General features: G+C 44.9%; 23 protein-coding genes. 8 read left to right on the forward strand and 15 right to left on the reverse strand.

Going from position 1 to position 19794, the window contains the following annotated elements; genetic code table 11:
• Nucleotides 1-271: 271 nt before the first annotated feature.
• On the forward strand, nt 272-1504 hold the full coding sequence (locus CRO74_RS27440) for an ROK family protein (protein ID WP_097130841.1): 1233 nt from the start codon (nt 272-274) through the stop codon (nt 1502-1504).
• Between the two features lie 111 nt (nt 1505-1615).
• Here CRO74_RS27440 and porX read toward each other — a convergent pair whose 3' ends face one another.
• Nucleotides 1616-3190 (reverse strand): T9SS response regulator signal transducer PorX, encoded by a 1575-nt coding sequence (gene porX / locus CRO74_RS27445; RefSeq protein WP_097130843.1) that lies wholly within the window; start codon nt 3188-3190, stop codon nt 1616-1618.
• A 358-nt stretch (nt 3191-3548) separates the two neighbouring features.
• Between porX and CRO74_RS27450 the strand changes: the two genes are divergently transcribed.
• The 4 genes from CRO74_RS27450 to CRO74_RS27465 all read left to right on the forward strand — a co-directional run bounded on the left by CRO74_RS27450 (nt 3549) and on the right by CRO74_RS27465 (nt 7030).
• Complete coding sequence (locus CRO74_RS27450) at nt 3549-4748, forward strand: LysM peptidoglycan-binding domain-containing protein (protein ID WP_097130845.1); 1200 nt, start codon at nt 3549-3551, stop codon at nt 4746-4748.
• Between the two features lie 7 nt (nt 4749-4755).
• Nucleotides 4756-4968 carry a hypothetical protein gene (locus tag CRO74_RS27455; protein ID WP_097130846.1) on the forward strand — a complete coding sequence of 71 codons (213 nt, stop codon included), beginning with the start codon at nt 4756-4758 and terminating at the stop codon, nt 4966-4968.
• A gap of 41 nt (nt 4969-5009) precedes the next feature.
• Nucleotides 5010-5810: a TIGR02757 family protein gene (locus CRO74_RS27460; protein ID WP_245878002.1), complete on the forward strand. Its 801-nt coding sequence runs from the start codon at nt 5010-5012 to the stop codon at nt 5808-5810.
• 182 nt (nt 5811-5992) lie between these two features.
• On the forward strand, nt 5993-7030 hold the full coding sequence (locus tag CRO74_RS27465) for an aldose 1-epimerase (protein WP_097130848.1): 1038 nt from the start codon (nt 5993-5995) through the stop codon (nt 7028-7030).
• Between the two features lie 3 nt (nt 7031-7033).
• On the opposite strand, the gene CRO74_RS27470 is transcribed toward CRO74_RS27465, so the two are convergent.
• The 8 genes from CRO74_RS27470 to CRO74_RS27500 form a co-directional block, all read right to left on the reverse strand.
• Entirely contained in the window at nt 7034-7762 is a 729-nt protein-coding gene (locus tag CRO74_RS27470) for a 3-keto-disaccharide hydrolase (protein WP_097130850.1), read from the reverse strand.
• Between the two features lie 128 nt (nt 7763-7890).
• The gene (locus CRO74_RS27475; RefSeq protein WP_097130852.1) at nt 7891-8832 is read right to left on the reverse strand and encodes a gliding motility protein GldB-related protein; all 942 of its coding nucleotides are present in this window, start codon (nt 8830-8832) and stop codon (nt 7891-7893) included.
• A gap of 341 nt (nt 8833-9173) precedes the next feature.
• On the reverse strand, nt 9174-9428 hold the full coding sequence (locus CRO74_RS27480) for a hypothetical protein (RefSeq protein WP_097130853.1): 255 nt from the start codon (nt 9426-9428) through the stop codon (nt 9174-9176).
• 584 nt (nt 9429-10012) lie between these two features.
• On the reverse strand, nt 10013-10276 hold the full coding sequence (locus CRO74_RS27485; protein ID WP_097130855.1) for a redox-active disulfide protein 2: 264 nt from the start codon (nt 10274-10276) through the stop codon (nt 10013-10015).
• Nucleotides 10277-10829: 553 nt separating this feature from the next.
• Nucleotides 10830-11165: a hypothetical protein gene (locus CRO74_RS32325; protein ID WP_317042418.1), complete on the reverse strand. Its 336-nt coding sequence runs from the start codon at nt 11163-11165 to the stop codon at nt 10830-10832.
• A gap of 55 nt (nt 11166-11220) precedes the next feature.
• On the reverse strand, nt 11221-11613 hold the full coding sequence (locus tag CRO74_RS32330) for a PD-(D/E)XK nuclease family transposase (protein WP_317042419.1): 393 nt from the start codon (nt 11611-11613) through the stop codon (nt 11221-11223).
• A gap of 167 nt (nt 11614-11780) precedes the next feature.
• A complete protein-coding gene (locus CRO74_RS27495; RefSeq protein ID WP_097130856.1) occupies nt 11781-12248 on the reverse strand; it encodes a hypothetical protein in 468 nt (155 codons plus the stop codon).
• A gap of 485 nt (nt 12249-12733) precedes the next feature.
• Nucleotides 12734-13624: an alpha/beta hydrolase gene (locus CRO74_RS27500; RefSeq protein ID WP_097130858.1), complete on the reverse strand. Its 891-nt coding sequence runs from the start codon at nt 13622-13624 to the stop codon at nt 12734-12736.
• Nucleotides 13625-14582: 958 nt separating this feature from the next.
• Here CRO74_RS27500 and CRO74_RS32260 point away from each other — a divergent pair.
• The gene (locus tag CRO74_RS32260; RefSeq protein WP_262508250.1) at nt 14583-14705 is read left to right on the forward strand and encodes a hypothetical protein; all 123 of its coding nucleotides are present in this window, start codon (nt 14583-14585) and stop codon (nt 14703-14705) included.
• Here the strand turns inward: CRO74_RS32260 and CRO74_RS27510 are convergent.
• The 5 genes from CRO74_RS27510 to CRO74_RS27525 all read right to left on the reverse strand — a co-directional run bounded on the left by CRO74_RS27510 (nt 14702) and on the right by CRO74_RS27525 (nt 18206).
• Nucleotides 14702-15298 carry a hypothetical protein gene (locus CRO74_RS27510; protein ID WP_097130861.1) on the reverse strand — a complete coding sequence of 199 codons (597 nt, stop codon included), beginning with the start codon at nt 15296-15298 and terminating at the stop codon, nt 14702-14704. The two genes, CRO74_RS32260 and CRO74_RS27510, sit on opposite strands and share 4 nt — an antisense overlap.
• A 397-nt stretch (nt 15299-15695) precedes the next feature.
• A complete protein-coding gene (locus CRO74_RS32265) occupies nt 15696-15821 on the reverse strand; it encodes a hypothetical protein (RefSeq protein ID WP_262508251.1) in 126 nt (41 codons plus the stop codon).
• Nucleotides 15822-15926: 105 nt separating this feature from the next.
• Nucleotides 15927-16796 (reverse strand): DUF5694 domain-containing protein, encoded by an 870-nt coding sequence (locus CRO74_RS27515; protein ID WP_144035987.1) that lies wholly within the window; start codon nt 16794-16796, stop codon nt 15927-15929.
• A 439-nt stretch (nt 16797-17235) separates the two neighbouring features.
• Nucleotides 17236-17625, reverse strand: a complete 390-nt coding sequence (locus tag CRO74_RS27520; protein WP_097130865.1) for a hypothetical protein — start codon at nt 17623-17625, stop codon at nt 17236-17238.
• A 302-nt stretch (nt 17626-17927) separates the two neighbouring features.
• The gene (locus CRO74_RS27525) at nt 17928-18206 is read right to left on the reverse strand and encodes a hypothetical protein (protein ID WP_097130866.1); all 279 of its coding nucleotides are present in this window, start codon (nt 18204-18206) and stop codon (nt 17928-17930) included.
• Here CRO74_RS27525 and CRO74_RS27530 point away from each other — a divergent pair.
• Together CRO74_RS27530 and CRO74_RS31730 are read left to right on the forward strand one after the other, a co-directional pair.
• The gene (locus CRO74_RS27530) at nt 18196-18426 is read left to right on the forward strand and encodes a hypothetical protein (RefSeq protein ID WP_097130868.1); all 231 of its coding nucleotides are present in this window, start codon (nt 18196-18198) and stop codon (nt 18424-18426) included. The two genes, CRO74_RS27525 and CRO74_RS27530, sit on opposite strands and share 11 nt — an antisense overlap.
• Nucleotides 18427-18706: 280 nt before the next feature.
• A complete protein-coding gene (locus tag CRO74_RS31730; protein WP_179830320.1) occupies nt 18707-18877 on the forward strand; it encodes a hypothetical protein in 171 nt (56 codons plus the stop codon).
• A 17-nt stretch (nt 18878-18894) separates the two neighbouring features.
• Here the strand turns inward: CRO74_RS31730 and CRO74_RS27535 are convergent, their stop codons facing one another.
• On the reverse strand, nt 18895-19686 hold the full coding sequence (locus CRO74_RS27535; protein ID WP_179830321.1) for a P63C domain-containing protein: 792 nt from the start codon (nt 19684-19686) through the stop codon (nt 18895-18897).
• Nucleotides 19687-19794 lie beyond the last annotated feature (108 nt).

Below are 19794 nucleotides of genomic sequence, written 5' to 3' on the forward strand. Positions count from 1 at the left end.
CAGGGGAGGTAGAACTAGATTACTTTACTTAGTAAATAGGTTTTGTAAGTCTGCCCTATGAGTTCAGGTATTGCCAATCCTACTACCCTTTATTATTTTTTTTAGTATACATAAAGAATTATGCGAGTACTATAGTTTAAACTAGATTAGTTTTTAAAATAATTAGCCATTAGCTTCATAAGTAGTTCAAGTATAGCACCTGCTTTGAAAATAAACTTTATTCTTCCGTACATCTGTACTTTCCGTAACGACTATTTCTTGTCCATTTAAAATGAACACAACTTTTACCATTGACGAAGACACACCAGCCTCTCAGTCGGTTGTTGATTACAAAAAGAACCAGAAACAAAGGAAAGTGCTCGCTCACTTGTATTCGGAGGGCACCTGCACACTGGCTCATTTAACCAAAATGCTACACAGTAGCGTACCATCCATAACATCTTTAGTCGAAGAACTTATCGATAATCAATGGGTTACCCCTATTGGTACCGCCACTGGAAGTAATGGCCGCCGACCCGTTTTATTTGGATTGAATACCCGGAGCAATTATGTAGCTGTGCTGGATGTTAGCACTCACGATACAAAAATCCTATTCATGAACGTCCAGCGAAAGGTGATCTTTCGCGGAGATTATGACTTGAGACTAAACGACAATCCGGGCTTTCTTACTTCTTTGGTTCACTACTTTAACAGTGCGCTAACCGATTCTGAGATTAACATCGACGATCTTATTGCCGTAGGTATCTCTATGCCGGGTCTGGTCGACGCCCGCCGGGGGTTAAACCTGACTTACAAAAATTTACACCAAACGGGCGAGTCCCTTCCGCAATGGCTGTCGACCCAGCTCAGTAAGCCCGTTTACCTGATCAATGACACCAAAGCGACGGTACTTGGCGAGAGCCGTTTTGGTGGTGCGCAGGGAAAGAAGCAGGTACTGGCCATTAATATTGACTGGGGCGTTGGCTTGGGCATCGTAGTCAACGGTGAGGTATTCCAGGGAGCCAGCGGATTTGCGGGCGAACTAGGTCACATTCAGGTCGATCCGGACGGGGAGTTATGCTTCTGTGGAAAAATCGGCTGTCTGAGTACCATCACCTCTGCTTCTGCCGTGGTGAAGCGAGCGCAAACCGATATTCTCGCTGGTCAAGTCTCCAAGTTAGCCACCTTTCGCGAACAGGTCGATCAGCTGGATATCGACGAGGTCATTAATGCGGCTAACTCCGGCGACTCCTACGCCATCGATATTCTGCACGAAACAGGCTATCAACTGGGCAAAGGTCTCGCTATCGCCATTAGCCTGTTCAACCCCGAAATAATTATTGTGGACGGTGTCCTGTCCAAAGCAGCCGCTTTTATTCTGAATACAATTGAGCAGGCAATCAGCAAGTACTGTTTAAGTGACTTTCGAAACGACATGACCATTGAAGTAACGGAGCTAAATGGCACCGCCAAATGGTTGGGCACTCATGCCTATATGATGGAAGATATCTTCGCCAACTATTAGGGAGGTAAGTAAACAGTGAAGTGGGTGGAGTGAGTGCAATAAGTGAATTCAGCTTTACCTGTTTCACCTGTTACACTCATTCCACCCACTTCACGTTACTCCACCAATCACTTACTTCGCTTTCAGGTACGCGAACGGAATAATCATTTCTTCCAATGATACGCCCCCGTGCTGGAAGGTATTTCGATAATGATTTACGTAATAGTTGTAGTTATTGGGATACGCAAAGAAATAATCTTCCAGGGTAAACACGTAGGCTGTTGAAACGTGCGGCTTAGGCAGGAACAACCGCTCCGGCTTACGACCCACAAACAGGTGATTATCGTCGAATCCAAGGTTTTTACCCTGTTTATACCGTAGGTTGGTATTCGTTTCGCGGTAGCCAACAATTTTAGCGGGCTTCTGCACCCGAATCATGCCGTGGTCTGTTGTAATAATTAACCGTCCGCCTTTCGACGCAATTTTTTGGACAAATTCAAGCAGCGGTGAGTGCAAAAACCACGACCGGGTAATGGAGCGATAGGCCGATTCGTCAGGAGCCAGCTCCTTGATCATAGCCATATCCGTACGGGCGTGGGAAAGCATGTCGACAAAGTTGTACACAACCACGTTTAACTGATTCTGTAACAAGTTATTGAAGTTATCGACAAGCGACTTACCCTGACCAACATTCAGAATCTTATGGTACGACATCTTAACATTCAGACGGCTCTGGTCGAGCTGCCGACGCAGGAATTCCTCTTCGTGGTTGTTCAGCCCTTCATCTTCGCTGTCGTCGTTCACCCATAAATCAGGGTGTTTCTTTTCCATATCGCTGGGCATCATGCCGGAGAAAATGGCATTCCGGGCAAAGCCGGTGGTGGTTGGCAGGATCGAATAATACGACGACTCTTCCTCTACAGTAAAGTATTCGGCAAGTAAGGGCTGAATCACTTTCCACTGGTCGTAGCGTAGGTTGTCGATCAGAATAAAGAACAAAGGCGCTGAACCGGACGATGCGGGCGTTGACTCAACCAATGGAAATACCTTCTTGCGCATTAGCTGGTGCGACATGATAGGGCTTTCGGTTTTGGGGTCGTTTAGCCAGTCTTCGTAATTGTCGATCACAAACTTGCAGAATTCGGAGTTGGCTTCACTCTTCTGCATGTTCATCACCTCCGACATACTCTTATCCTGCGAACTGTCGAGTTCAAGCTCCCAGTAAATGAGCTTCTTGTACACATCAACCCATTCGTCAAAATCCATGCGGTCGTTATACTGCATGGAGATATTTCTAAAATCCTGTTGATAGCCAATATTTGTTCGCTCGGTAACCAGTCGCTTATTGTCCAGAATCTTTTTGACGGACAGCAAAATCTGATTCGGATTGAGCGGCTTAATAAGGTAATCGGCAATTTTAGAGCCGATAGCCTCTTCCATTATATGCTCTTCTTCGCTCTTGGTGATCATCACGACGGGCAGATTGGGACGTATCTGCTTGATTTGCGAGAGCGTTTCCAGACCCGTCATACCCGGCATCATTTCGTCCAGAAAAACAACATCGTAGTTGGTCTGCTCAACCTGATCAAGCGCATCGGCCCCACTGTTTACGGGTGTAACATCGTAGCCTTTATTTTTCAGAAAAAGGATATGGGGTTTCAGGAGATCAATTTCATCGTCGGCCCAGAGTATCGAATAATTTTGCATAATTTTTTAAGGAGTTAGAAGTGAAAAGCGAGAATCAAGACCGTTTCGACGCCGTAAATTCAACGTCGGCAGTTCTTCGTTTCTAACGTTTCACTACTTTATTGGTAAACATCAAACGACCACTTCTGTTTATGTGGTTCTTGTTTAAGGTTTTTTAACAAGTCAATAAACGTACATTTATCGATACTTCGATCAAAAGAGTAAATTTAGAACAGAGTATATTTACGGATGACTCTGGGTCTCTAAATCCACATTCCATAACAACAACTGCATTTTTGCGTTAATTTTACGCTATAATGCGTTTAGCAACGTGGTCATTAACACGTATTCCGATCCGTTGACCAGTGAGTACCAACCCATGAAAAAACTTCCTATTTACATTCGTCTGGGTCTGCTGGCGGGTTTGGCATTTATACAGCCTCTTGCGGCCCATCCGATTTTACCAACCAGCAAACTGGTTGCCGATTCAGTAGGTGTTGAAAAGAAAGATGGCAAACGGTTCATTCTCCATCGCGTTGATGAAGGGCAGACCTTGTTCGGCATTGCCCGGCGTTATAAGCGTTCCGTTGCCGACATCCGGGCCGCTAATCCTGAGCTAAAAGATGGGGTTAAGTATGGTCAACTCGTCCGAATTCAGATTCCGGACGGTGCCCTGACCCGTAAAGAAGCCAAAGTCATTGACAAGGCGATAAAGAAACAGGAAAAGGAAGAAAAAAAGGACCCTAACGTAGCGGAGACGCCAAAGCCTAAAGACGTTAAACAGGAAAAACAGGCGGAGAAAGTCATTATTAAAAATGATGATCCGGCCAAGGTGGGCATTCACGTTGTTGAAACCGGGCAAACGCTGTACAGTCTGGCCGGTCGTTACGGCGTTTCGCAGGCCGACATCCGCAAATGGAACAACCTTCCGGGCAACAGCGTGCTCATTGGTCAGGCGCTCATCGTTTCGGAAAAAGCGTATCAGGCGCGCATGCCCTCTGCTCCAGCGCCCATTACAACACCCAAGCCCGTTGAGACGCCCCCACGGCGCTCCGAACCGGATGCATCGACGCACGTTGCTAATCGCCCCAGCGAGCCACATAAAGCAGAAACCAAACCTACTCCACCGGCCGAATCCAGACCAGATCACCATACAGAAGCCTCGTCGGCTCCCGTCGCCAATAAACCGGTTGACAGCAAGGCGGCTGAGCCGGAGACGAAAGCCAGCGCCAAACCAGCCGAAAAGCCTGTCGAAGAAGTCGAACTGCCCCGACCCGGCAACGATGCGCCCATGCCAACGCGAGGTCGGCGGATTTCCAGTAGCGGTGTTGCCGAAATGATTGAAGGTAATGACGGCTCCGGCAAGTACCTCGCTCTGCACAGAACAGCCCCCATTGGTACGCTTGTGCAGGTACGCAATGAGTTCAATAATCAGAGTATCTGGGTAAAAGTGATTGGTCGATTACCTGATACGGGCGTTAATGATAAGATCTTAATTAAATTGTCGACTCAGGCATTCGCGAAACTTTCACCCGTAGATCGGCGTTTTCGGGCTGAGGTTAGTTACATTGTCCGATAGCTCAATTATGGAAACCAAAGAAGAACGCATTGCCCGACGTCATCAAAAGCGCGACGAACAAATGAAAGCCTCGCCAGGCTACGTAACATTCAGTATTATGTTTACACTGGCGTATCCCTTCATTGCCGTGTTCACATTTGTCATGTCTGCTTTGTTAGCTACCTTCTCCGGTATTTCCCGAGCAATGGCCTGGGTCGTCAGTGGTGGTAAAAGCAAGTGATTGACCTGGGTAACGCATCTATATTAACCGATGAATTACGATTGACTACAGCACAGATTGATTCAATAAAAGAGTTTCTGGATACGAAGGCCGATCTATACAATCGGCCTTCCTTTATTGAGCGGGACCCCATTAGTATTCCGCACCGTTTCAACAAGAAGCAGGATATTGAACTGATGGGCTTCTGGGCCGCCGTTTTGGCCTGGGGGCAGCGACCGGTTATCTTAAAAAAGGCGAACGAGTTAGTGGAATTGATGGATGGAGCCCCACACGACTTTGTCCGGAATCACGCAGAAAGCGATCTAAAACGCTTTCTAAACTTCAAACACCGCACCTTCAACGCTACCGACGCGCTCTATTTCCTACATTTCTTCCGACAGTATTACCGGGAAAACGACTCGCTGGAGGACGCTTTTTTACCCGATACAACCAAACCATTCGACAGCCCGTCTCTACAAACTGTCGAATCGTCCCTTATCGCTTTTCATGATCGCTTTTGCGGCCTTACCGATTTCTTTCCCGAACGGACCCGCAAGCACATTGCGACACCGGCCCGCAACTCATCGTGCAAGCGATTACTGATGTTTCTGCGGTGGATGGTCCGGCAGGACGACCGTGGTGTTGATTTCGGACTCTGGACACGCATTCGCCCCCAGCAGTTGGTGATTCCTATCGACGTACACGTTAACCGCGTAGCGCGTCATCTGAAACTACTCGACCGTCCACAAACCGACTGGAAAGCCGCCCTCGAACTCACCGAAACGCTCCGCCAATTTGATTCAATGGACCCCGTGCGGTATGATTTTGCCCTTTTTGGGCTAGGTGTTGAAGGAGAAATGTGACCTAACGGTACAAACCAGTGGGTCAGTAGGTATTTTTGAGCCGCCTTATGAAACAATCCACACCTGGGAGGGATTACCTTTTTATGGGTTTCTCCACCAACGGTACTCGTCTGGTGTCAGATGCCGGATTTATTGAATACTTTCAGACCTGATCTTTCATACAGACCGCTGTCTTTTATATTATGCCTTTTCAGATAACGACTCAACCTTTCGGTACGCTGCCAACCGCTACCGCCACCGAGCCACTCACCGAATACATACTCGAACATACCGAAACGGGTGAATTTATTACTGTATTGCCTGAGTTTGGCGGTATTCTCCGCCGACTGGTTCTGCGCAAGGGACGCTACCTTTTACCCTTACTGCTGGCACCAGAGTCACCCCAGGCACTACTCACCGACGAAAGCTATTCAAGTGCGCTTCTGTATCCGTTTCCCAGTCGGATACGGCATGGCATATACCATTTTGAGGGAGAAGACTGCGCCTTGAAAATGAACGAAATGAGACGCGACAGCGCTCTGCACGGCTTTGTGCATGGCCGCGTTTTTAGCGTTGTTAGTCAGGAGGTAACCTCAACGTATGCCCAACTGGTGGTTCGGTACGATCACGCTGGCGATACAGTAGGGTACCCTTTCCCGTTCGCTCTGACGGTCAGCTACAAATTAGTTCAGGCAAACCAGCTACTACACGGCAGCATGGCGAACGATGACCGCATGTGTGCCTTGGAAGTTAGCTATTCGGTCGTTAATACGGGGCTTAGACGCAGCCCGTCTGCGTTTGGGTGGCACCCATACTTTACGCTGGCCGATCAAGCTATTGATGAAATGAGTTTGTCCTTACCAGCGCGTACACCTATTATTCTCGACGAGAAGATGATTCCATCAGGGAAACAGGCCGCTGAGCAGGCCGGGGAAATAACTTTAAAAGACCAGCAGTTAGACAACGCTTTTGCCATTGAGCCGACCAGCGACCCTGCCAGTCAGGACGCCTTCGCCGAAACTGTGCTGACCTCGCTTAATTCAGGAGTACGGCTTATTGTTGGTCAGGAAACCGGTCCCGGCAAATTCAACTACCTGGTTTGCTTTACCCCTACCCGGCGCGATGGTATCGCCATTGAACCGCTTACAGCTAACGTAGATTCGTTCAACAACGGTGAAGGACTCACTATCCTAAACCCCGGCGAAAGCATGTCGGGTACACTATGGGTACGGCTGGACTAAGCTTTAGAGCGAACGCATCTTGATATTCCGGAACCAGACGCTGCTGCCCCAATCCTGTAAACCAATATGCCCTGTAAACTGACCTTTGCTGATAGGCGCATCTTTAAGTTTACTGGCAGCAACGCGCTGTTTCCATTCGGCGCTGTTGAGGTCGTGCTCCTGAATACTAAATCCATTCAGCGAAACCGTTAGCTTGTTCTTTTTTAGCGTGAGATGGACTTTGTTCCAGCTACCCACCGGCTGCAACTCCCGAACGCGTGCGTTGGCGACACTGAAAAAATCGCCGGCGCGGTGTTTGTTTTCATCAGCTCCTTCGTAGATGGCATCATCCAGCACCTGAAGTTCCAGCCCTGTATCAAAAATATTTTTGTATTTCGGATCTTCCTGTACGAAGAAAAAGATGCCGCTATTGGTAAAGCGTTCAACTTTCCACTCGGCTTTAAACTCAAAATCCCCGGAAATCACGGCGTCAGTCACTAAGTCGCCCCCATCCGGTGCTTTGTTACCCACGCGGTTAGGTACATTCAGATTCAAAGCGCCCTGATCTATTTTCCAGGAAGAGCCAACTCCTTTGGCACCGTACTTATGCCATCCGGCTACATCACGGCCGTTGAATAACAGCTTCCAGCCTTCTTTCTTTTCCTGGGCGGATAAAGTATTAACCGTCTGAGCCTGCGTAGCAACACTGGCAAAGCACATAAACAAACTGAGAGCCGATAGTTTGAGAAACATACTGATATTAAGGATTCAGCCCATAAAAGGCAATCAGTATGATAAACTCCTCATGAGCCATAGGTAATCATTACATCATCGTCTGTATTTGCTGATGTGTCTGGAAGGCAGCGCAGATGAATACCAACTTAATAGCCGGTCCCTTCGAGGATAGCTTGCGGCTCACTCAGAGTGATTATATTTCGTAACGCTGCCTGTTTGTCTTTAGCCTTTTTGTAGTAGCGCTCACAAATACGGAAACCGATGAGATAGCCCAACATACCCGGCCGTTTCTTTTGCTCATCGCCCAGAGCTAAAAACCAGTTCGCATCTATGGGTTTGTTCGCCTGAGGAGTAAACTCAGACCAAATCTCTTTTTCCAGCGCCGGATTCATCTGATCGAATAAGGCTTGCATGGTCGATTTACGCGTTAGATGATGAGCTATAAATTCCGCTCCCCCTTCCACCAAGGCTTGTTCTATGTTGGTTTTAGCGACAAGTTTCTGTTGATAATGGACTATTTCGTGCAAACATACCACGTCCAGGTCATCAAAATTACCTGCTGATTTCTTGATGTAGGGATTGGTTATTTCGTCGCGAGGGGAGTCTTTGGATAAACAGGTAAGCTCAGTACCGATATATAAAATATCGGCTGTTCGATTACCAGCGACCTCAAACTTGCCTACACAAAAAAACAACTCAGGAAAAACACTGGACGGATAGATGTTTTTTAATTTTCGCACGCCTTTTAATAAAGGCTCTTGCTGAGTAGAAATGGCGAGCGTATTAGCTCGTATAGATTGTAACAATTTAGGGTGTTTACGAATAACCTCAAGAAAACTTTCAGCATTCGAACCAGACATTTCCCTGTACAATTCAAGTCCTCTACTCGCTTTATTCAAATACTCATTAGTAATGATTTGCAAACTATCCGCGTGACTCGCAGCTTTTGGTAATTGATCATAGGCCGACCAGAAATTGCTTACATCCTGAATGTTAAATCGAATGCTGTCGGGCTTAGACGTTTTAAATGATTGAGCGAACGTCGTTAAACTAAGATTAACAAAAAGAAAAGCGACTAATAATCTCATGAAGAGTGTTTCCTAACGTTTGAAAAATTAGTAGCCTAAAAGGCCCTCCAGTTGAATGGTTCTATCCGGCAAAAGAACCATTCAACTGGAGGTGCAAATTTATTAAATATTAGCGTTTTTACTCAAAATTCGCCCGTGAGCAACGGCTCAACAAACTATCTCCTCCACTGTAGCTGATTGCTCGCTTTGCATGCCTTTTTGTTCAGTTTACCCAGCGCACGACCTCATCCGCAAGTGAAACAAGATGGTCCTTACCTTTTCATCCTTAGCCACGCTGGGCATTCCAACGTAGTCTACGCAACTGATTATTGTCAACCGAGACCCTGAAGTCGAGAAGCCACTTACTGAGCCGTCTCTTTACGACTGATCTCAGCCTGAAGGGCTTTCTTGTTTTGTGAATTTTTGTAACCAATAAAAAGAGCAACACCAAGCAGACTAATTGTAATCAGAAATTTACCATTCGTGGCTAACAACACAGCTACACCAACCAGCATACCAATGACAAATGCTGATGCGATTGTTCCTGATTTCAACTTTTTAGTTTCTGCCATTAACTCCTCAAGAGTCATGTTAGAGTAATCTTTACTGGAAAGCATAGAATTTATCCTGTTAGAAGTGAGAGGTGCAAGGTATTAAAAATGATAATAACGTTACAAGATTTTGCGTCAATTATTGTAACTGCAAGCTGAATTTGTTAGCGGTCGATTGAGTTTGCTGGGTGCGTCTTACCGCAAGAAAGTTAGTTCTGTAAAACGGAACCAGAAACCACCACAGATACACTCTGTCGAAGATCCGTTGGGCTTGTCAACTGGAGCCAAGAAATATAGTCCGGCTATATTTTGCCCCGCGCAAGTGAGGTTTATTTATGGACATTAGCCCCCATAAAATCTCAACGTACTATAAACTAGTATTTAACTGCTCGACTCTGACGCAACGACCATAAAGGCTGATGTGGGTGTAGAACTTAACTGAATACAATCCACTACAACCTTTACACACTCGTTTGGATGTGCTGTATATTCTTAACTCCTGATAACCAATAGGAAAGAAAACATACAGCTTTCGGGGGTTTGTTCATCAGAACACGGTGGCGGTTGGGCTGAGGGCTTAACTTCCAGACGTGCTGCCTGTCGCTCGCGCCCCCCTACGCTGAGCAAGGCCAAAATCACCAAGTTACTCCTCAAACCACGTTTTGCCTGGAGTTGAGTTCTTTCTTTATTGCTTTTAAATTGTTCCAGTTTAGAAATAGTATTGGCATCAAGGCAAAAGGGATCACGCCTAAAGCTATGCTCGTTGCATCAAGTCCTTTTTTGATTGCCAAAAGCACTACCATAACTAGCAGTACCGAAAGCATCCCAGCCAACATGCCCGTTGCGAGCTGTGTTGTTTTTTTGTGTTTGAGCAAAGCCTCATTGCTCATCTCTTCAATTTTCTGGCTTTTCATATGACTAAGTTAGTGTTAAGAAAAGTTACTTTATTGGGGGCATTTACACGGTTACGTCCTACACCTTTACACACCTGCCATTTTTGGGCTGTTGGTCTAACTTCGGGACTTACTACTTGTCACCAACAGGACGACAGATAGCACGTTTTATTATCTCCGTGAGCGAAGTTCAGTTCGTAACTGTTTCTGCTTACTGAACCATACCCAGCAATGCACTCATGTGTATGACAATAAGGATCTGTAGTGTTTTACTTCCCTATTGAGTTCTTCTTTACTCATGTCGGACAACTGCTTTATAGTAGATAGGTTGGCTATTTATTGTTTTTTCTACATGACGGGCGTTCACATTGTCGCAAGAAATCCCAAAATGGAAGCTAAAAAACCTCTGGGACGGGCGCCCTGTCGCCGGTGACCTGCCTTACATCCCTATCATGGACCCGCTACCCAACGCAACCATGTGCCGATGACGAATGTAGCGAGACATCTACACACATGGCCGGTTGGGCTGTTCGCGTTGACCTTGCGGCCTGTTGCATGTCGCTGGTGACTTGCCTTACTGATTTTGGGTGAGACTGCGCTGAATTTCAAAAACGAAATCGACACTTACCCCACTATCTTCGGCAATTTCCTCGACCGTAAGTTTGCCCCGTTTCAATGCTTTGATAACAACCTCAGTTTTTACAGCTAGCTCGCCCTGCTCGACAGCTTCTTTTATTTTCTGCTTTTCAGCCTTGACAGCTTCGGCATTAGCCGCTGTCACACGAGCAAAGTAGGCCCGCTCTTCTGGAGTCATCTTGCGCGTATCTAACTCGTCAATAGCGCGCTTGAGCCACTCCTCATTCCAAAAAGCTGGGTACTGCGTAGGTTCGGTTGTATGGAGCGTCTTCATCGTATAAACCAGTTTTTCTAAATTAGTCTCAATCTCAGCTACTTGCTTGTTAAACTTAGCCAATTCTACGGTGATAAACCGGGGCCGCCCGTGCGGTCATTTGAGTATCAATGATTTCACCGGTCTCGCTTCGTAAATTGGCAATGATATGAAAATGAGCCGTTGGCAGAATACTCTTCGCTAAAATGGCAATGGCGTAGATTTTGGGCAGGTTGGCATAATCAAACTCTCCTCGTTCTACGACTGTGTTGAACTTGTGCAGGGCGTAAAACTTCATGCGTTGCACAAAATGAGGTGCCAAACCCATTTGCATTTCGACGATGAACTGACTGCCGTTTTCATCGGTACAGGCCAAATCAAAGATGCCGCTCCGGCTGTCAATAGTCAACGCTTCAAACGCATTTTTGTCAAAATGCACCTCCCGAATGGGTGTATCCGATTTGATCAATGCCTGTAAAGCGCGGTACGAAGGAATAAACTATCAGCTTCGTTGACGAAGTTGGCTTTGAAACCGTAATCCGAAATAATGGGAATGTAAACACCTGTTTCCATGAAGCAAAGTTACTCGAAACATAGAAATGTGCTGCCTGTCAACGGGAAGCTGCCCATGAGAAGTTAAAAGACGTGTATCTCCTTCAGTTGCAAATACAAGCCATCGAAACACTTTACAAGATCAAATGTCACGGTCAAATCACTCCAGTCATTATTCAAAGGTAGTTGATAGCCTAATTCCGCTAATCGTTCTCTGCCCTCCACAAAATTTACTACCTCACCTTCATACCAGATCACGTCAAACCGGTCGCCTTCATCTGTAGTTTCATCGGGCAGGGTAACTTCATATTTTGTTTCTCCCTCCTCGTATTCGCTGCCATAACCATTTATAATTGACTCCATAAGTTCAGGAGTCCATTCGTAATAGTCATGATGGAGAACGGAATCATATGCTTCCTGATATTTTCTCTGAGCCAGTAAGCCAACCCAACTTATGATAAATGAATGAAAATCTTGTTCCGTGGCGGTAAAAGGAAACTTGGCAAACATTATAGATCCGTGAATTAGTCCGTAAAGCAACTTCGCTTCCATGTTGCTGTTAGGCTCGGCAAATACACAAGCCGTCTCGCTTGACTTTACAGACTTGCTCACGGGTCAATAACTCCTGATTTAGGTCAAATTTTAGTCAATTATAAACTGTCAACCGCGCCCCACCTTTCAAGCCTAATTGCCCAACCTAGCCGTTTTTAGTGTCAACCGGAAGCTGGTAAACGAGCCTAAAAGTGTATCAATCGAGTCGTGTAACCTGTCGCAGGTAACCCGCCTTTGACTCCCATTTTGGACCCGCCACCCAACAACCATGAGTATTGATGGTGGGCGAGCCCCTCAACTGAACAAACGTACCGTCCACCCGAACACCTGTCAATATAAATTACTGATTTTCAGGAACTTATAAATGTTTGATAGTTTCCGTACGCCGAAACAAAATTTAAAATAGAATTCCCAAAATTCAATTACTTCGTCCGCCCCACTTGCCAAAATACAATGTTGGTGGCAGTGTTTATTTTGTCTGTTATTTAGGGTACAAACATTTTTTTGATTTTTGATGAAATTTCATCTGTATAAAATTTAGGTCCGTCAATATGCCGATTTTTGATTTCGTAAAAATCTTTGGGAGCATTGGCACTTTCAAATATCTTTTTCCCGAGGTGAAAAGGTACTGTTTTATCTTCTGTACTGTGAATTACTAAAAGTGGTTTATGGAAATTTTTTATTGAATTGGTTGCAGAGTAACCTTGTTTTGTTAAAAGCCGTCCTAATAAAGGAAGCTTCTGCCCTCCCATGTCTTTGTAGGAGGAAAAACCACCTTCAATAACCAAACCGTCTATTTTTTGTTGCTGTTCAGTTGCTACAACTGCTGCTAAATGTCCACCAATAGATTGTCCGTAAATTACAATTTTAGTATTTTGTACTTCCTGCCTTGACTTGATATAGTCCAACGCAGAAAGTGCATCAGTATAAATATTGTCTCTTGTTGCTTCGCCTTCTGAAAAACCAAATCCACTATAATCAAACACAAAAAGCTGAAATCCATTTTTCAAGAACGGGCTTATTGCTTGGTACTGACTTATCAAAGCACCTGCATTACCGTGAAAGTGAAGTAAAGTTATTGTTGGTGAAACCTTTTTAGGTCTTATTAACCAACCATTCAACTTGTTCTGGTTTGCACTTTTGAAAATTACACTTGCTATTGTATAATCTAAATCAACAGTTTGTCCATTTTTTTGTGTAAGAACTGGTTGATGACTATCGCCCATGAAACTAATGATTGTCGTATCAATTTCAGTCTTAATTGTCACTTTTTTTGCTGCTACTGGAATTACTGTCGGTTTTAGAAAAGCCTTATTGAAACTGCAAGATGTCAAAAAAGTAATAATTGTTGTTGTTAAAATAGCTGTCCGAATCATGTATTTTTTAGGTTTTAAAATCTGTGAAATCTTGGCTTTAGCATTGCCACCAACTCGCCGATTGCCGCACTTTCAATACGAAATACGCACCGCACTGGCGGCCCGGTTCGCATTTTGTATTGCTGTATTATTTTGACCCTTGACTGTCGGGGCGGCTCGCCTGTCGCAAGGACGCTGGCCTATAAACCAAAACCTGGCTTGTCATGGTAGTTGGCATGTCAGTCGCAACCCACCGAACGAGCAAAAACCTGACCTCTGCGGCCTGCACCCTGTCGTCGGAACGCTGCCTTGCAAGCATTTTATGGACTTGCACTCAACAACGACCATGAGTATTGATGGCGGGCGAGTCCCTCCACTGGACACCCGTACTTACACCTTTACACACTCATTATGATGTATGCAATGTTTTTAACGAACTGATAATCAACAGACCAAAACATTGCATTTGTCGGGGGTTTGTTCGTCAGAACACGGTGGTGGTTGGGCTGCCGACTCTCCTTGGGGACGTGCGGCCTGTCGCCGGAGGCCAACCCACGCGGAGCGGACATATGACTTTAACTGCCGTAAAGCCCTTTACTCATCAATTCCTCGAATGAATTTCGGCTTGAATCTTTCTTAACTCACGATAGTAGTGAGCTACTAAAAATAGAAGAGGAATAGGTAGTACAGTGAAAATATTGAATCCATCCCAATAAGTTATATAACCACTACTAACTAACCCTATTAACACTACACCGAAGAAAATAGGGATTATAAACCTAAGAGACTTTTCTTGGGTTTTGAGTTCATCTAAACTCATTTCGGCCAACTGCTTACTCATAAACTGAATGGTTGTTTTTTGGTTAAATGTCACCTTACCATAGCGTTTGGCTTGTCGCCAGCAAGCCGGAAATGCAGACCCAAATTTGCCCAACTCTGGCGTCAAATTGTCAACTGGAACCCACCCCGCAAACACTTTATGGACTCGCACCCAACACCCACAGGTGTTGATGGTGAGCGTAGCGAGCCTTTACACACCTGCCTGGTTGGGCTGAAAACTCTCCTTCGGGACGGGCTTCCTGTCGACGGTAAGCTACCCTAAGAGCCTAAAAGAGAACCACTATCAGGAAAAACCCAGCCAAGTTTAACTTCCAATAGCTGTTTCTCTATCTCGCTAAGTCGAATGTGAACTACATTTTGCCCCCACCATTCTTCGTTCGGCCCCAAACAGATAAGAAAACGCTCATCCGTTTTCTTCTGCATCTCTTTATTAATGACAGTGAAGACTTTTCCATCAAGCCAATCATCATGATACTTCGGCTTAAAAACTATTCGGCTTCCATTACAAGTAAAGCTAACTTCGATTGGCCCTTCGTCAGATTGCCATGCTTCCTGAATATCAGTCGGCATGAAGTGATTATCTGACGCTTTAGAAAAGCGTTCAACCACGCTCACATAGACTTGGTTTTCTGACATCACATCTGCCTCAAGGTCTATATCAAGATATTTTCTTTCATCATAAGCCAAAAGCTGACCAATGTGAGAGAAATCCTCCGGCTCGTATTCGTATTCAAAAATCTTGGCATATTCTTCCCGCCTTAGTTGCCTAATTTTATTCACTAACTCATCATCCTTGAGTTCAGCATATTCCTTAAAAAATCCTGCTTGTCGTAGGATGGGCAATTCTTCAAACATATAGTACGAATTACACAAGTTTCCTTTGTCGCCGGAGCGCACCTGACAAACCCAAGATTGACTAACCGGGGCGTTTCTCGTGTCGACCGGAGCTGACTAACGAGCCAAAGCCCGCCTTGTCAGACGTGCAACCTGTCGCAGGTAACCAGCCTTATGAACCCATTTTGTTCCCGCCACCCAACGCCCACGGGTGTTGATGGTGGGGCGAGTCACTCACCTGAACGCGAACCACTTGCACCTTTACACACCCGTTATGTTGGGCTGAAAACACTCCTTTGGGACGTGCTCCCTGTCAGCGGAAGCCTGCCCCACGCGGAGCGGACAACCACGCACGGAACCGATTCAAGACCAGGGCGAAGCAAAACAACGCACTTTATCCGCTTTTGTCCAGCCTGCCTTAACGGGGCGTTTGCCTTGTCGACTGGGAGCCGCCCGACTTGTCCAAGCCCGCACTCAGGGCGGTTCTGGTGTCGACCGAAACCGACCCATGAGCCAAACAGTTGGCCTGTCGGGGCGGTTCCACTGTCGCCGGTAGCCCGCCTAGCACTCACGGCCTGTTGGCTTCACCCAACGAAGCCATGTGCTGTCTGTCGTCAGAGAGCCGCCCTTACAGAGCTTAAGTTTAAAGTCACTTAATCACAGTTCCTGCTTCGATGACTTTAAAGCGTTCGTCCATACTAAATAAGTCGGATAAAATGTGGGCATGAGCGGCCCCGTAAATTATCAAAACTCGTTTAGTTTGCTCTCGCAATTTGTTGAGAGCATTTCTATATATTCTAAAATCCCTAAATATATCCGCGTTATTCATTTCTGCTCCAATACCTGCTACGTCGCTCAATAAATTTGGTAGTCTATTTGCGTAATACCACTTTTTTGAATTAGCAGGATTATTAGCGTATAATAGAATATTTTTTAACGATATTTTACTATTTATCGAGTAGTAAGGTAACAACTCTTTATTATATTTCTCTACTATCTTAAACCCTTCTTTATCCATTATGAGCGAATCTCTACTCAAAGTTGCTCGTTTTAAGGTATATTCCTCCACTTTTTTAATAAAATTGACATAAGCTTTCTCATAGCCATTTGTATATATTATAATGGAATCTTCTGGATTTGGAGTGCGCCAATCAATACCTTCAACTCCAGTGTGTAATTTAAGTTGAGAACAAAGCCTTATACCAATTTGATAAATTTCGTTATTTATGATCCATTTTTGCTGGGTGTCTTTTCCCGACTTCTCGATTTCCTGTAAAATTTCTAAATAAAACTTATCATTTTCAGGTGGATTTTCAATAAATATTTGTTGAGGGGCGAAAAGTCTCAGTTGATTTAGAATGACAGCTAATTCCTGTTGCTTCTTCGGACTAGTAATAGAATCATCCTTAGTGACAAAAAAATGGACTGTACCTAATATAAGAACTTCAGTTTTAGTTTCCTGAGCTAGTACCAATGACCAAAGAAGAGTCAAAAAAATTGTAAAATAGATTTTCCTCATGAAGTAAAACTTGATGACCCGCTTTTGACTTGTGTAATCCGTTGGCTGTACCCTGACTAAAAAAATGAGTATGTCCTTAGTCGGAGTGTTTGTCTTGTCATTCATAACTTTAGCTCTTAAACCTCAAATCTGCTCAACAGATTTGTTTGCTCTGTCGCCGGAACTTAGGACGTTAAAGTCCACAATCTGCTCAGCCGAGGCCCCAAAATGAAAACTAATCGCTGCCCTACGGGACACGCTGCCTGTCGGCGGGAATGCAACACTCGAAACGACTTAGACTTTCACCCAACGACCCAAAGGGCTGATGGTATGCGGGCCAACTCACTGAACAAAACTCACTTGAACCTTTACACCCTTTGCTGGTTGGGCTGCGGACTTTCCTCTGGGACGTGCGTCCTGTCGCACGACAACTGAAAATGCTTCAAGTGTTATAACATCCCTACGGAGCAATGTTGCCATAACAATAGACGTATTTATCCGTTTTGTTTTGTCTAATTGCATTGGCTTCAACATCGTCTATTTTTCTGAATTTTAGCTTACTATCTTTCTCTGTGTCCAGCCACTCTCCATAGGGTGAAAGTATCTCAATGCCATCTTCACCACACCAGTGAATATAACACAGATAGGCATTATCAATGCCGGATATAGGCCAAATAAAACTTTGAGGTACTTCACGTCGACTGTAATTGCCTTTTGTAAAATAAACCCGGCCCTCATACCTAACTAAAGTTACACTGCTGATTTTGTCTGGTGAAGTATAGTATTCAAATGCAGGTTCAGATTCACAACTGGTAAGAAAAATGGTTAGAAATAGTAAGATATTCTTCATTGATTGAACTTACTTAAATATTAAGCCTATCGAACACAAGCTACCTGACTCTTATTAAGGCTTACATAACCAGGGCGTTTGCATTGTCACACGAAACCTGCCGAACGAGCAAAAAACCTGACCTATGCGGCCTGCAACCTGTCGCAGGTAACCTGCCTTTGACTCCCAATTATGGCCGGTTCACCCAACGACCGCAGGTGTTGATGGCGACCGTAGGAAGCCTTTACACACCTGCCCGGTTGGGCTGAGAGCCTGACCTTGCGGCCTGCTGCCTGTCGCCGGTGAGCTTGACTTACTACTTTTTAGTGAACTCGCTTCAAAATCTCTATTGACTCCACATCTGAAGCATCAATAGAAACTTCACGCATTTCATTGTCAGTTTCGATGCTGTAATTTTCCCAGTCGTTAACAAGGGTTAAGGTGGCCAATGGGAATTTGTCAGCAAACTGTGAAGTTCCTGGTCTAATACTCATAAGCATACCAAGCCAACCAATTTGTTGCTCTTTCGTCTCTTTCATTGTAATTTTCACAATAAAGCCGCTATATTGTTGAAAATCATCTACTAATTGTATGGAAGCCATGATTGCTGAGGTATTAGTTTCAGATACAGATCAGCTTGTTTGTCACAAGCAGGGAAAAGACATTTTTAAGAAAATGGCTGAGCATGTGGCTCAAGAGTTTAAACGACTGCATTCTATAGAGATTGACGCAACTCAAATACTGGATGCCTTCAATCGTAGAAAAGTAGGTTCCCTAACATTTATGGTTGGTGAGCATACGGTAAAATGGACTCTTGACTGAAAGGCGTTCCCTTTGTCGCAGGTAAGCTGCCTAATATGCTTTACTTGCCTAACTCAGGCGTTCACGTTGTCACACGTAAACCGCCTATGAGCAACAGCCTAACTAACTCGTTGCCCCACTGTCGCAGGTAACCCGACTAGTGAGCGCATTTTGGACCCGCACCCAACGCCTTGAAGTGTGATGGCGACCGTAGGGAGCCTTTCCACACTTCAATTGTTGGGTGCCACAGCCCCGCATACTCCCCGTACCCTGTTGGATCTACTCTAAAATAGACAAAGCTATGACTGATGAACAATTACCTTCCGCCCGCACCGACGCGGCAAATGAGCCTGAACCGCTCCCCGCAGACCTATATACGCCTATGACGAAAGAGGAGTGGGAAAGTAACATGGCGATTTATGAGAAGGTTCTGGGGTATGTGTTAGGGGATGATCAAAAAGAGGAAGGTTAACTCAAAGATTACTCCATTTATTTTCCATCTACTGGATCATCAAAATCTATTGCCGTTTGTCCAAATTTTCGGGCAAATAAATCTAGAAATTCTTGCCAATTTCTAGCGATGCTCATAATTGTGGTAACAGATATTAAGTGGTTTCGTAAATGCTCGCGCCCAGTTTCGGGCGTCAAAGATTGGTGAAACTTATATATATAATTTCCATTTGCGTTCTTTGGTGTGACTTGCTTAAGCTTTTGCAAAACACCGGGCGGCAACATTTCATAAACAAACTGATTAGTGTACTTGCCTACTATGCTAGGTCTTTGCTTAATATCATTTGCTGTAAAATTCCATTTTCTTAGTCGAAAGATTTCTCGGTAAAAACTATCATGAAAGGTTTTTTGCCAATTCAAGATTTCCTCAGAAACATACGCTTTTAGTATCTTTTGAAGTTCATTCTTTTCCCTTGTGTATTGATAGCCAGTCGCTTCGTCAACAAGCGCAATGATTCCAACCTTTGCAAATGCCCTAATTAGGATCTCACATTGAGCGGCAACGACCGCCTGTCGTTCTTTTTCAATTAATCCATTATTACGAGCATCTAACATAACATCGCAAAAGTCCGCCAACATTACTGCCTCATATCCATTGATTCTTTGGTTGCCTTTATAGCAGCCAATTGGCTTAAAGTGTTCCAGCTTATTTGTGTTGACTATCAATGACTTAAACCACTTTGTCCCCATAAAACGGGTCAAAGCTGCACCAGTAAGTTTTGCTGTATCTGACACAGTGGTCACGTCAACCAGCTTGAGCGAATTTTGCATACCTCGTGATGAAAGTACGCGCGTCCCATCTTCTAAGACATAGCATGGCAACATAATTCCATTTAAATCAAGCTCTCCCTCGTGGGTAATCTTTCCAGTTTGCGACAT

The sequence above is a fragment of the Spirosoma fluviale genome, from assembly GCF_900230225.1.
Taxonomy (GTDB): domain Bacteria; phylum Bacteroidota; class Bacteroidia; order Cytophagales; family Spirosomataceae; genus Spirosoma; species Spirosoma fluviale.

What these genes read in the sequence shown, in the direction of transcription:
- CRO74_RS27440 (WP_097130841.1), top strand. Translation starts at nt 272, where the DNA reads ATGAACACAACTTTTACCATTGACGAAGACACACCAGCCTCTCAGTCG.
- porX (WP_097130843.1), bottom strand. Translation starts at nt 3,190, where the DNA reads ATGCAAAATTATTCGATACTCTGGGCCGACGATGAAATTGATCTCCTG.
- CRO74_RS27450 (WP_097130845.1), top strand. Translation starts at nt 3,549, where the DNA reads ATGAAAAAACTTCCTATTTACATTCGTCTGGGTCTGCTGGCGGGTTTG.
- CRO74_RS27455 (WP_097130846.1), top strand. Translation starts at nt 4,756, where the DNA reads ATGGAAACCAAAGAAGAACGCATTGCCCGACGTCATCAAAAGCGCGAC.
- CRO74_RS27465 (WP_097130848.1), top strand. Translation starts at nt 5,993, where the DNA reads ATGCCTTTTCAGATAACGACTCAACCTTTCGGTACGCTGCCAACCGCT.
- CRO74_RS27470 (WP_097130850.1), bottom strand. Translation starts at nt 7,762, where the DNA reads ATGTTTCTCAAACTATCGGCTCTCAGTTTGTTTATGTGCTTTGCCAGT.
- CRO74_RS27475 (WP_097130852.1), bottom strand. Translation starts at nt 8,832, where the DNA reads ATGAGATTATTAGTCGCTTTTCTTTTTGTTAATCTTAGTTTAACGACG.
- CRO74_RS27480 (WP_097130853.1), bottom strand. Translation starts at nt 9,428, where the DNA reads ATGCTTTCCAGTAAAGATTACTCTAACATGACTCTTGAGGAGTTAATG.
- CRO74_RS27485 (WP_097130855.1), bottom strand. Translation starts at nt 10,276, where the DNA reads ATGAAAAGCCAGAAAATTGAAGAGATGAGCAATGAGGCTTTGCTCAAA.
- CRO74_RS32325 (WP_317042418.1), bottom strand. Translation starts at nt 11,165, where the DNA reads ATGAAGACGCTCCATACAACCGAACCTACGCAGTACCCAGCTTTTTGG.
- CRO74_RS27495 (WP_097130856.1), bottom strand. Translation starts at nt 12,248, where the DNA reads ATGGAAGCGAAGTTGCTTTACGGACTAATTCACGGATCTATAATGTTT.
- CRO74_RS27500 (WP_097130858.1), bottom strand. Translation starts at nt 13,624, where the DNA reads ATGATTCGGACAGCTATTTTAACAACAACAATTATTACTTTTTTGACA.
- CRO74_RS32260 (WP_262508250.1), top strand. Translation starts at nt 14,583, where the DNA reads ATGGACTCGCACCCAACACCCACAGGTGTTGATGGTGAGCGTAGCGAG.
- CRO74_RS27510 (WP_097130861.1), bottom strand. Translation starts at nt 15,298, where the DNA reads ATGTTTGAAGAATTGCCCATCCTACGACAAGCAGGATTTTTTAAGGAA.
- CRO74_RS27515 (WP_144035987.1), bottom strand. Translation starts at nt 16,796, where the DNA reads ATGAGGAAAATCTATTTTACAATTTTTTTGACTCTTCTTTGGTCATTG.
- CRO74_RS27520 (WP_097130865.1), bottom strand. Translation starts at nt 17,625, where the DNA reads ATGAAGAATATCTTACTATTTCTAACCATTTTTCTTACCAGTTGTGAA.
- CRO74_RS27530 (WP_097130868.1), top strand. Translation starts at nt 18,196, where the DNA reads ATGGAAGCCATGATTGCTGAGGTATTAGTTTCAGATACAGATCAGCTT.
- CRO74_RS27525 (WP_097130866.1), bottom strand. Translation starts at nt 18,206, where the DNA reads ATGGCTTCCATACAATTAGTAGATGATTTTCAACAATATAGCGGCTTT.
- CRO74_RS31730 (WP_179830320.1), top strand. Translation starts at nt 18,707, where the DNA reads ATGACTGATGAACAATTACCTTCCGCCCGCACCGACGCGGCAAATGAG.
- CRO74_RS27535 (WP_179830321.1), bottom strand. Translation starts at nt 19,686, where the DNA reads ATGCAAAATTCGCTCAAGCTGGTTGACGTGACCACTGTGTCAGATACA.